Here is an 11,570-nt window from a genome sequence, read left to right as displayed (position 1 = left end):
AAGGTACAAGTATAGATAATTATACTTGATTGAGGGTGTGTGCCACCATGATAGGGGAAGACCCAAAAATAAACATCGATGTGGGTCAGCTTATGACCTTTTTTAGTCGCTTATCAACGCCGCTTCAGGCCGTGCAGCATAGCGTGTTGTCTTTCGACCCCTGGGATATTGCGGGGTTAAAGCGCAAGGAAGTGCGTAATTCAGCCGTGCTTGCCTGGCTACTGAATCCGCAAGGGTCACACGGTTTTGGTGCTGTTCCTTTATATGCCTTGCTGGCCTCAATACGCACATCAGAAAATAAGGCGTTTCCTGCTGCGTATACGCGCTTTTGCCGCGTGCGGGTTGAATCCAATCCGAACGGTGACAGTAAAAATCGGGTTGATATTGAGATTGACGCCGATAATTTCTTCGTTTTGATCGAAGTGAAGATCGACGCTTTCGAGCAGCAAGAACAAATCGAGCGCTATTGTCTGGAGGCTGAAAAGCGTGCGACGAAAAAGCTCCGTTGGGGCGTGGTGTTTTTAACGCCGCAGGGTAGACAACCCAAGAGCATGAGTGCGGATAATCCACATTTTATTTCTTGCCTGTCGTGGAGCGACCTTGCGACACGTTTTGAAGAACCCATGCGGGCGGATTACCGCAAAACAGGTGTTCTGCACGATAGCGCATCCATGAGGCAAATGGCGGCGCATTCTGCTTTTTGTTTTCTTGAACGTATGTGTAAATTTTAATCAAAGGGAAGATCAATGACATCATCTACTAAGGAAGAACGGTTGGCTGGAACTCTCATTTTATCGCAGTTCAAGATGTTTAATGAGGCTGTTGTGGTTTTCGAAACGCAAATAGAATCTGCTTTTTGGAAAGGATTTGACCAATGTATTCAGCGTTTCATAAAGGATAATGGCTGGGAAGGCGAAGTCGGTATTGTGCAAAAGGGATTCAGCTGGTTGGGACCTAAAGCATGGAAATCAGAAGACGGCGATTGGAAATATTAGTTTGAAACGCATACCGCCGGGGGCGATAGCGCTGATTATCGTTTGGCGACTATCGTTGGGTTGGGTACAGAAGAGGCGGAGTTCGGTTTTTGTTTCGAAATAAGACCGCGCTATTTTGGATGAGCCAAAAAGCTGGGTGCCTATATCAATGCCCTCGATCCCAAATGTCGCGGGCAACTGATTGATATGGATTTTGAAGATTTAACCAAAGGAAATTACTATTTGCCCATTACCGTGGATATCAATCTGGTGACCGAGTGTTGGCAAGAATACGGTGAGTTTCCCGAAGATCATGAGGTGTTTTATCCTCTTTATGCTGCTTTGGAAAAATTGGCAAAAGCCATTTTCATTTTTGATGAGATGTTTTCCGCGTTAAGTGAATCCGATGAATAAAGACGAGTGTCGGGTAATGACGCCTTCTGGTGCCGGTGTCACGTTGGTATGTTTTATTTTTCAGTTCGTGAGGCACTAGCCGGCGCTTCCCTGTAGGCTCCCGCCTGCATATAACCGATACGATCGCTCATCATCACCGCTTCTTGCTCGCTGTGCGTGACCATCAGCGACGTTTGTCCTGATGCCTTGAGAATGTCACGCACGTCCTGCCCCAGCCGCTGACGCGTCTCGGCATCCAGGCTGGAAAACGGCTCATCCAGCAGCAGAATGCTGGGTTCTGGCGCCAGCGCGCGTGCCAGTGCGATACGCTGCTGCTGGCCACCGGACAGCTCATGAGGATAACGCTCTGACAACGCGCTTAACCCGACGAGTTCCAGTAGTTCACGCACACGGGACTGTATGAAAGAGCTTGGCTGCTTGCGCAGCCCAAACGCGATATTCTTCGCCGCAGTCAGATGAGGAAACAGGGCATATTCCTGAAACACCATGCCGACGTGGCGTTTTTCCGGCGGCAGGTGAATGCCCGGCCCGGCAACGCAGGTGCCCGAAACCTGGATACGGCCTGCGCTCAACGGTTCAAATCCGGCAATAGCGCGTAATACGGTGGTTTTTCCACTACCGGATGTCCCCAACAAACAAGTGAGTTCACCCGCCTGAACCGTGAGCGAAAAACCGTTGAGGACATGATGTTGCTGTTGTCCATGTCCGTAGGCAACATGGATGGCTTCCAGAACCAGTGTGGCGTCAGACATGTCGCGACGATTCTCCTTGATAAGGTGCAGTGTTCTGTTGCGGTTCGTTAGGCTTGCGCGCGGTGCTGAACTGGCTGTGCGCCAGCAAAATCATCGGTAGCGTGCCTGCCAGCACAATGAGCAACGCGGCAATCGCCCCTTCTTCGTAAGTGCCGCGTGCAGCTTCGGCGTACAGCACGGTAGCCAACGTATCGAAATTGATCGGTCGTAGCAGTAACGTTGCGGGTAACTCTTTCATCGCATCCGCAAACACCAGCAAGGCGCTGGTGACCAACGCCGGGCGTAATAACGGCAGATGCACACGAAAAAATGTTCCGGTGGTGTTCTCACCTAACAGGCGTGACGCTTGTTCAAGCGCGGGAGACAGGCGCGTCAGGCCCGCATCTGTGGCACCGATGGCGATAGTCTGGAAACGAATCGCGTAGCAGATAACCAGCAGAATGCCACTCGAGAGCAAGGGTAACCCCTGATACTCCAGCAGGCTTGCCAGCCATTTATCCACGGCCAGCCCGGGTGTCAGTAACCCTATTGCCAGTACGGTGCCCGGCACCGCGTACCCGAGAGAGGCAACGCGCAGCAATGAGAGGCGAAAGCCACCGCGTTGTGAACGGATGGCGGAATGGCGAGCAAACCAGGCGACGATCATGCCGGTGATCAACACCGTGAGCGTGACGCCGAGCGCCAGCAGCAGCGAGTTTTGAGGGACTGCCACAATCCGTGGGAAAGGGGCGTCTCCTGATGCAGTCGCTTGGCACTCTCCCAGGCGAGAAACAGTGCCGGGGCGATAAAGCCGAGTACCACGGGTAAGAACGTTAGGCTAAAGACCAGCATCCCCTTTACGCCAGATAAGCGTATTGGCGTTACCGTGCGCTGCGAGCGGCGGCTGCCGTAGCGCTGGCGGCGGCGACCATAATATTCCAGCGTCAGCAGTAGCATCACGCCCATCAGCATTAACACGGCAATTTGTGCCGCGGCCGGTAAATCAGAGCGCGTCACCCAGGTAGTATAAATGGCGACCGTTAGCGTGTTGACGCCAAGAAATTCGGATGCACCGATATCATTGAGCGTTTCCAACAGGGCCAGACTGACGCCCACAGCAAGGGCAGGCCGCGCCATTGGCAGCGCGACGAGCAAGAATGCCCCGGTAGCACTCCTGCCCAATGTGCGCGCCGCTTCCAGCAAATGGGCGGGCTGACTGATAAACATGGCGCGCATGGTGAGGTAAACATAAGGGTAGAGCACGATGCCCAACAGGATAATGGCACCGGTCATGGAACGAATATCCGGCAAGCGAAACTGGCGTGAGCTGTCGTAGCCGAGCAGGGCACGCAGCGCCGTCTGAACCGGGCCGATAGGGTGCAGCAGATCCAGCCAGGCGAAGGCCACGATATAGGTTGGCATAGCGAGTGGTAAAAGCAGTGCCCAACTGAGGATGCGCCGCCCCGGAAAATCATACAGGGTAACCAGCCAGGCACAGCCAGCGCCGATGACGGTCACCAGCAATGCAACGCCGACTAACAGAATAACCGTGTTACGTGCCGCAACAGGCAGCACATACTGAAACAGGTGCGCCCAGTGGCTGAAATCCGTGTCGGCCGCCAGCCAGAGCAGCGACAGGATCGGTATCAGCACGCCGAGTGCAATGGCGCAGGTGGTGATGCCGAGTGGCGAAAACGGTGCGCGCAGCGTATAGAACATGCTGCGCGCCGTCAGTGCATTTTGATGCTTATTGATCAAAGCCAACTTTATCAACCAACTGGCTGGCTTGTTTACGGTGTTTCACTATGTCGGTTAACGGCAGAGGATCGACGTTCAGTTCACCAATGGTGTCACGAATAATCGGGTCCAGCTCAACGCCCTTGCGCACCGGGTATTCATAGTTAGCCTTGGCATAGAGTTGCTGGGCCGGTGCCGACACCAGATATTCCAGCAGTTTCACTGCCTGCGCCTTATTCGGTGCATAACGGCTGACTGCTGCGCCGCTGATATTGACATGCGTACCGCCTTGCTCGAAGGTCGGTTTCACAACTTTGATCGCATCGCCCCATTGGCGCGCATCTGTACCCTCTTTGGCTTTCTTCATGTGACCGACATAATAGGTGTTGGCCAGACCGATATCACAGATGCCGCCAAGAATATCGCGTGCCACATCACGATCACCGACGGTGGCTTTGCGTGCCAGATTGGCTTTGACGCCGCGCAGCCATTCTTCCGTTTTGGCTTCACCGTGGTGCGCGATCATGGCCGCAATCAAGGCCGTGTTGTACGGATGCTGTCCGGCACGGATACACACTTTGCCTTTCCACTGCGGATCGGCCAGCGATTCGTAGGTGAAACTGTTGAGTGGCAGCGATTTTTCCGCATACAGCACGCGACCGCGCATGGATAAGCTGAACCATTGGTCATCGGCACCACGCAAATTGGCAGGAATGGCGGCTTCCAGCGTTGCCGATTTCACGGGCTGTGTCACGCCTGCTTCGACCAGATCCACCAGATTACCAATATCGACGGTCATCAGCAGGTCCGCTGGTGAGTTTTGCCCTTCAGCTTTTACTCTCTCGAGCATGCCATCTTTGATAAAAACGGTATTGACCTTCACGCCACTGTCTTTGGTAAAGGTATCCAGCAATGGCTGAATAAGGCCCGGCTCGCGCGTGGTATACAGCGTTAATGACTCTTCAGCCATGGAGGGGACGGCGTAAGCGGCCAGCAGCGCTGAAGCCAGCACCAGACGACGTATACCGCGGCGGGCAGAGGAAAGCAGGATAGCCATATTGTTATCTTCTCCAGAGTAAAAACCTTAGTATTGATATGGGATTATCACGTGGTGAAACATTTTATAATGGGAATCAAAATATATATGATAGTTAGTATCGTTTTCAACTAATTAATGCGGCGATGCGCGGGAGGATGCGTAGAGTCTTGACGCATGACAAGGCAGGACAGGTATCACTCTTTTTATAATTTCGCCCGTTTCTCTTCTCACTGGTGCGAATTATGTCTTTCCAACTCAATCTGAACTGGCCCGAATTTTTAGCCAATTACTGGCAAAAAAATCCGGTTGTATTAAAACGCGCGTTCCCTGATTTCGTCGATCCGATCACCCCCGACGAACTGGCTGGTCTGGCGATGGAACCTGAGGTGGATAGCCGACTGGTAAGTCATAAAAATGGCCAGTGGCAAGCCAGCAATGGTCCGTTTGAGCATTTTGATGATTTAGGGGAAACCGATTGGTCGTTGCTGGCTCAGGCGGTCAATCATTGGCATGCACCGTCAGCGGAGCTTGTTCGTCCGTTTCGCGTTCTGCCAGACTGGCGACTGGACGATTTGATGATCTCTTTCTCCGTGCCGGGAGGCGGCGTTGGGCCGCATATCGATCAGTACGACGTCTTTATCATTCAGGGGATGGTCCGCCGTCGCTGGCGCGTAGGCGATAAGCTCCCCCCCGGCGCTGCTGCATTGTGAGCCCTTTACGCCGATTATTGATGTCGAAATGGAGATTGGCGACATCCTATATTCCGCCGGGCTTCCCTCATGACGGTTTTACCTTTGAGACCACACTCAATTATTCCGTGGGTTTCCGTGGACCGAATAGCCGGGATTTGATCAGCAGTTTTGCCGACTATGCGCTGGAAAACGATCTTGGCAGTGAGCACTACAGCGACACGGATTTAACGCTGCGTGAGCATCCTGAGCGCATTGAAGCGCATGAGCTGGAATGTTTACGTACCATGATGATCGAAATGATCAACCAACCGGAAGATTTTAATAACTGGTTCGGCCGTTTTATCTCCACGCAGCGCCATGAGTTGGATGTCGCACCTGCGGAACCGCCTTTTGAACAAAGTGAAGTGGTCAACGCTCTGCTCGACGGTGAAGTGTTAACGCGCCTCAGCGGTTTGCGAGTGGGCGATAGCCTGTTTATCAACAGCGAAAAGCTCGAAATGCCCGATGCGCAGGTGGCGGACGCGTTGTGTCATTACACTGAAATCACCCGTGAAACCTTGGGCGATGGGCTTCAGAATCCAGCGGTAGTCGCTGAGCTGACGGTGCTGATTAATCAGGGATACTAGTACTTCGAAGAGTAATGATGACGTTAGAGCCCTCGCACGGTTTTGTCCGGTGAGGGTTCTACCCATCGCAGAAAGTGGACCCGGCGTGCCATAGACAGGAAGAACAGGCCAGTATTTTGCATGACAGATAACGGCTGTTTTTCATTCGCTACAAAGGAGCTTTCGATGAAAACTTTGGTTGTTTTTCGACATGTGCCTTTTGAAGACTTGGGCACACTGGGCGATACCCTTCATGAATGTGGTTTTCAGTATCACTATATTGATACGCCTATCACCTCTTTGGCTACGTTCAATCCTCTGCACGCCGATGTGCTGATTGTGCTGGGTGGCCCGATCAGCGCCAATGATGAAACGGGTTACCCCTTTTTGAGCCAGGAGCTGGAGATTATTCGGCAATGGCTGGCGCAGCAGCGCTCCGTGCTGGGTATTTGCCTGGGGGCACAATTGATGGCACGAGCGCTTGGCGCACGCGTGGCACCGATGGGGGGTGAAAGATATTGGTTATGGGCCCATCCAATTGTCGTCAGCGTCGTAAGCCTCTGTGTTGGCTCCGCTATCGGATGTTCCTGTGTTGCACTGGCACGGCGATCGCTTTGAGATTCCGGATTCAGCGATACGACTGGCGGGCAGCGCGGTATGTAATAATCAAGCCTTTAGTGTGGGCAAACATGCACTTGGCCTTCAGTTCCATCCAGAGGTGAGCCAAACCGGACTGGAAGGGTGGTTGGTTGGGCACGCCTGTGAGCTGGAGTTGGCCGGGCTCTCATTGGGCTCGCTGCGCGAGCAGGCGGCGCGTTATTCCGCATCGTTGGCGCTGGCGGCACAACAGGTGATGACGCGCTGGCTGGATCAACTGGACGCCTAGATTTTCCATTGCCGAACATCTCGCTGGTGAAAAGTTCATCAATGAACAGCCAGCGGGAACATTATCTTTCTTAATCTCGCTTTTTGATCTCACCGCTCCTTTCGCCAATAAAAATAACTGCAATAAATTCAGTCGATAGGCTCAGATTGATTGCTTATTTTAGTACTTTTTCTCCTTTATTTCTCTGACTGGCCCCGGTTTTGCAATTTCCTCCTGGCATACCCAATGACACTTACTTAATGCTTTTCTTTATGGGAGAGAAAGAATGACGCGTAAATTGGCTATTTATGGTAAAGGGGGGATCGGTAAATCGACCACCACACAAAATACGGCTGCCGCCTTGGCCTATTTCCATGGAAAAAAAGTCTTTATTCACGGTTGCGATCCCAAAGCGGATTCGACTCGCCTTATTTTTGGGGGTAAACCGCAAGAAACATTGATGGATATGTTACGCGATCAGGGCGCTGAGAAAATTACCAATGAGATGTTGGTAAAAACCGGCGTGTTTGATATTCGCTGCGTGGAATCAGGTGGTCCGGAACCGGGCGTTGGCTGTGCAGGGTGCGACGTTATCACCGCTATCGATCTGATGGAAGATAATAAAGCCTATACCGACGACCTGGATTTTATCTTCTTTGATGTTCTGGGGGACGTGGTGTGCGGCGGGTTTGCCATGCCTATCCGCGATGGCAAGGCACAGGAAGTGTATATCGTCGCTTCCGGTGAAATGATGACCATTTATGCCGCCAATAATATTTGCAAAGGATTGGTGAAGTACGCAAAACAGAGTAGCGCCCGGTTGGGCGGTATTATTTGTAATAGCCGGAATGTGGACGGTGAAAAAGAGTTTATCGAGGAATTTACCGCCGCTATTGGTACCAAAATGATCCATTTTGTTCCGCGTGACAATATTGTTCAGAAGGCTGAGTTTAATGAAAAAACGGTCACGGAATTTGATTCAGCGGTGAATCAGGCACAGGAATACCGAGAGTTGGGGCGCAAGATTATCGAGAATGAGGACTTTGTCATACCGACACCGTTGTCCATGGATCAATTGGAAAAAATGGTTGTGAAATACGGGATGATGGATTAATTCCGCACACTGCCATATTCCCTTATTCGCTACCGTTATTCTGCCTTGCCCTTATGGGAGAAAAATTATGCCGTACCATGAGTTTGAATGCAGTAAATGCATTCCTGAACGTAAACAACATGCCGTGTTGAAAGGCGAGGGTGAAGATATCACTTCTGCGTTGCCGCTGGGATATCTCAACACTATCCCGGGCACCATTTCAGAATGAGGTTGCGCTTACTGTGGGGCCAAGCATGTGATTGGCACCCCGATGAAGGATGTTATTCACATCAGTCACGGTCCTATCGGGTGCACCTATGATACCTGGCAGACCAAGCGCTATATCAGTGATAACGACAACTTCCAACTGAAATATACCTTCGCGACCGACATGAAAGAAAAACACATTGTGTTTGGCGCGGAGAAGGTGCTGAAAAAGAACATCATTGAAGCCTTTGATTCGCACCCCTCGATTAAACGTATGACTATCTATCAAACCTGCGCCTCTGCGCTGATCGGCGATGATATTGCAGCGATTGCGCAGGAAGTGATGGATGAGCGTCCCGATGTCGATATTTTTGTCTGCAACTCACCAGGGTTTGCCGGGCCAAGTCAGTCTGGCGGTCACCACAAGATTAATATCGCCTGGATCAACCAAAAAGTGGGTACGGTTGAACCGACCATTACCAGCGATTATGTCATCAACTATGTGGGTGAATATAAGATTCAAGGCGATCAGGAAGTGATGGCGGATTATTTCAAACGCATGGAGATTCAGGTGCTCTCTACCTTTACCGGTAATGGCTCCTATGATGACCTGCGTGCGATGCACAAAGCACACCTGCTGGAGTGCGCCCGTTCAGCGGAATACATCTGTAATGAGTTACGGGTACGTTACGGCATACCCCGGTTGGATATTGATGGTTTTGGGTTTGGTCCACTGTCTGATTCGCTGCGCAAGATTGGTTTGTTTTTTGGGATTGAAGACCGGGCACAAGCCATTATCGACGAGGAAGTGGCTCGCTGGAAGCCTGAATTGGAGTGGTATAAGGCGCGTTTGCAAGGGAAGAAAGTCTGCCTGTGGCCTGGGGGTTCCAAGCTGTGGCTCTGGGCGCACGTTATCCATGCAGAAATGGGCGTGGAAGTGGTCTCGGTGTATACCAAATTTGGTCATCAGGGCGATATGGAAAAAGGGATTGCACGCTGTGAAGCCGGGGCGTTGGCGATTGATGATCTCAATGAACTGGAGTCACTGGAAGCCATGTATACCCTGAAGCCGGATGTGATCTTTACCGGCAAACGGCCCGGTGAAGTGGCGAAGAAAATCCGGGTGCCCTACCTCAATGCCCACGCTTATCACAACGGCCCTTACAAGGAGTTTGAAGGTTGGGTGCGCTTTGCGCGGGATATCTACAACGCCATTTACTCACCGATTCACCAGCTCTCGATGCTGGATATCAGCGAGCACGCGATCCCTGCCGATCGCGGCTTTGCTACGGCACGCATGATCTCGGATGCCGCGTTGAGTGAAGACATTCGTCAGGATCCCAACTTACGGGAATATACCGGCGGCTTTGACAGCGTGACCAAATTACGTCAGCGCGAATATCCCGATTTTTCCCAAGACAAGCCGCAGCGACAGGAGGCGGTATGACCCAGGAACAACAGGTTGAAGCGTTGGTGGATTACATCATGAAGCACTGTCTGTGGCAGTTTCATTCCCGCAACTGGGATCGGGAAAAGCAGAACGCCGGTGTATTAGGTAAAACCCGGCAATTGCTGTGCGGCGAAGCAGTGGATCTGTCAACGCCCGCCGATCGCTGCTACTGGGCGGATGCGGTGGTGCTGGCCGATACCTGGCGTAAGCGCTTCAATTGGCTGGCGGAGATGCCCACTGACGCTATTGCCACGCTGATGTATGCGTTACATCAACGTCTTGATTATTTAACCATTACCGGTTCGTTGAATGCCGAACTGACCGACCAGCGCTATTAATGAGGTTAGCCATGTCCTGTGAACTGAAAGCGAAAGATCGCACGGGGGTAATCAACCTCATTTTTACCTGCCAACCGGCAGGGGCACAGTATGTGAGTATCGGCATCAAGGATTGTATCGGTATTGTGCATGGCGGTCAGGGATGCGTGATGTTTGTCCGTTTGCTGATTTCCCAGCATCTGAAAGAGAGCTTCGAAATCGCTTCATCCTCGGTACATGAAGACGGGGTAGTGTTTGGTGCGCTGGATCGCGTTGAGCAAGCGGTCGACGTTTTACTGATGCGTTACCCTCACGTCAAGGTCATCCCGATTATCACCACCTGTTCCACAGAGGTGATTGGCGATGATGTGGACGGTGTGGTACGTAAGCTCAACGATGGGTTGCTCAAAGAGAAATACGCCGGTCGCGAAGTGCATCTGATTCCAATCCATACGCCAAGTTTTGTTGGCAGCATGATCAGCGGGTACGACCTGGCGGTACGCGATATCGTTAAGTATTTTGCCCGAAAAGGGGAGTCTAACGGCAAGATCAATGTGATTACCGGTTGGGCGAACCCCGGTGATGTGACGGCGTTGAAGCATCTGCTCTCGGAGATGGAGATTGATGCCACCGTGCTGTTCGAGATTGAGGATTTCGACTCACCCTTCATGCCGTCCGGTAATACCGTGTCACACGGCAATACGACCATCGCCGATTTGACCGACACTGCCAATGCCAGCGCGACGCTGGAACTCAATCGCTATGAGGGGGGCAAAGCGGCGAATTATCTGGAAGAGACGTTCCAGATCCCGACCCTTATTGGCCCGACGCCGATTGGTATTCGTAACACGGACACGCTGTTGCATAACCTGAAAACCCTGACGGGGAAACCCATTCCGCCCTCACTGGTGCGGGAACGTGGGATCGCCCTGGATGCTCTGACAGACCTGGTGCATATGTTTCTTGCCGACAAACGGGTGGCGATTTACGGCAACCCCGATTCGGTGATCGGGCTGGCGGAGTTTTGTCTCGATCTGGAAATGAAGCCGGTGCTGTTGGGCGATGATAATGCCGGGTATGTCAACGATCCCCGCATTCACGCGCTGCGCGATGGGGTATCCCATGATATGGAGATCATTACCAATGCGGATCTGTGGGAGATGGAGCAGCGTATTACCCAAAACGATCTGCGACTGGATCTGATCTTCGGGCACTCCAAAGGCCGCTTCACCGCGATTGATAACCAGATACCCATGGTCAGAGTCGGTTTCCCCACCTATGACCGGGCGGGCCATTACCGCCATCCGGTTGTCGGGTACGCCGGTGCCATCTGGTTAGCGGAGCAAATGGCAAACAGCCTGTTTATCGACATGGAATACAAAAAGAACAAGGAGTGGTTGCTCAACGTCTGGTAAGTCGGTGTTTACATTCTAGCGACATGTAATC

At 52.1% G+C, this 11,570-nt stretch carries 11 protein-coding genes and 3 pseudogenes; 11 read left to right on the top strand and 3 right to left on the bottom strand.

Annotated elements, in window-relative coordinates; all coding sequences use genetic code 11:
- The first annotated feature begins 47 nt into the window (after positions 1-47).
- The 3 genes from CS369_RS14630 (at position 48) to CS369_RS14620 (ending at position 1,388) form a co-directional block, all read left to right on the top strand.
- Positions 48-731: a PD-(D/E)XK nuclease family protein gene (locus CS369_RS14630; protein WP_196907690.1), complete on the top strand. Its 684-nt coding sequence runs from the start codon at positions 48-50 to the stop codon at positions 729-731.
- Positions 732-746: 15 nt separating this feature from the next.
- A complete protein-coding gene (locus CS369_RS14625) occupies positions 747-995 on the top strand; it encodes a hypothetical protein (RefSeq protein ID WP_196907689.1) in 249 nt (82 codons plus the stop codon).
- Between the two features lie 186 nt (positions 996-1,181).
- Positions 1,182-1,388, top strand: a complete 207-nt coding sequence (locus CS369_RS14620) for a hypothetical protein (RefSeq protein ID WP_196907688.1) — start codon at positions 1,182-1,184, stop codon at positions 1,386-1,388.
- A 53-nt stretch (positions 1,389-1,441) separates the two neighbouring features.
- Here the strand turns inward: CS369_RS14620 and CS369_RS14615 are convergent, their stop codons facing one another.
- The 3 genes and pseudogenes from CS369_RS14615 to CS369_RS14605 all read right to left on the bottom strand — a co-directional run bounded on the left by CS369_RS14615 (position 1,442) and on the right by CS369_RS14605 (position 4,913).
- Positions 1,442-2,140 (bottom strand): ABC transporter ATP-binding protein, encoded by a 699-nt coding sequence (locus CS369_RS14615; protein ID WP_196907687.1) that lies wholly within the window; start codon positions 2,138-2,140, stop codon positions 1,442-1,444.
- Positions 2,133-3,838: pseudogene (locus tag CS369_RS14610) on the bottom strand (ABC transporter permease). The gene CS369_RS14615 and the pseudogene CS369_RS14610 overlap by 8 nt, the downstream one beginning before the upstream one ends.
- A 28-nt stretch (positions 3,839-3,866) precedes the next feature.
- On the bottom strand, positions 3,867-4,913 hold the full coding sequence (locus tag CS369_RS14605; RefSeq protein ID WP_196907686.1) for a Fe(3+) ABC transporter substrate-binding protein: 1,047 nt from the start codon (positions 4,911-4,913) through the stop codon (positions 3,867-3,869).
- Positions 4,914-5,137: 224 nt separating this feature from the next.
- Between CS369_RS14605 and CS369_RS14600 the strand changes: the two are divergent.
- The 8 genes and pseudogenes from CS369_RS14600 (at position 5,138) to anfK (ending at position 11,539) form a co-directional block, all read left to right on the top strand.
- Positions 5,138-6,213: pseudogene (locus CS369_RS14600) on the top strand (JmjC domain-containing protein).
- 165 nt (positions 6,214-6,378) lie between these two features.
- Positions 6,379-6,810 carry a hypothetical protein gene (locus tag CS369_RS23795; RefSeq protein WP_244665023.1) on the top strand — a complete coding sequence of 144 codons (432 nt, stop codon included), beginning with the start codon at positions 6,379-6,381 and terminating at the stop codon, positions 6,808-6,810.
- Positions 6,782-7,078, top strand: coding sequence for a hypothetical protein (locus CS369_RS23790; protein ID WP_244665022.1), 297 nt, complete (start codon positions 6,782-6,784; stop codon positions 7,076-7,078). The genes CS369_RS23795 and CS369_RS23790 overlap by 29 nt, the downstream gene beginning before the upstream one ends.
- 265 nt (positions 7,079-7,343) lie before the next feature.
- A complete protein-coding gene (nifH, locus tag CS369_RS14590; protein WP_196907685.1) occupies positions 7,344-8,171 on the top strand; it encodes a nitrogenase iron protein in 828 nt (275 codons plus the stop codon).
- A 67-nt stretch (positions 8,172-8,238) separates the two neighbouring features.
- Positions 8,239-8,379 carry a hypothetical protein gene (locus CS369_RS23785; RefSeq protein WP_244665021.1) on the top strand — a complete coding sequence of 47 codons (141 nt, stop codon included), beginning with the start codon at positions 8,239-8,241 and terminating at the stop codon, positions 8,377-8,379.
- A gap of 12 nt (positions 8,380-8,391) precedes the next feature.
- Positions 8,392-9,804 (top strand): annotated as a pseudogene (gene anfD / locus CS369_RS14585) (nitrogenase iron-iron protein, alpha chain); the annotation flags it as partial.
- Positions 9,801-10,145 (top strand): Fe-only nitrogenase subunit delta, encoded by a 345-nt coding sequence (anfG, locus tag CS369_RS14580; protein ID WP_196907684.1) that lies wholly within the window; start codon positions 9,801-9,803, stop codon positions 10,143-10,145. The pseudogene anfD and the gene anfG, both read left to right, overlap by 4 nt.
- A gap of 11 nt (positions 10,146-10,156) precedes the next feature.
- Positions 10,157-11,539 carry a Fe-only nitrogenase subunit beta gene (gene anfK, locus CS369_RS14575; protein ID WP_196907683.1) on the top strand — a complete coding sequence of 461 codons (1,383 nt, stop codon included), beginning with the start codon at positions 10,157-10,159 and terminating at the stop codon, positions 11,537-11,539.
- Positions 11,540-11,570: the final 31 nt, after the last annotated feature.

This window comes from Candidatus Symbiopectobacterium sp. 'North America' (assembly GCF_015762685.1).
Taxonomy (GTDB): Bacteria; Pseudomonadota; Gammaproteobacteria; order Enterobacterales; family Enterobacteriaceae; genus Symbiopectobacterium.
The sequence above is the reverse complement of the archived record's forward strand: the minus strand, read 5'-3'. Positions and strand labels throughout refer to the sequence as shown.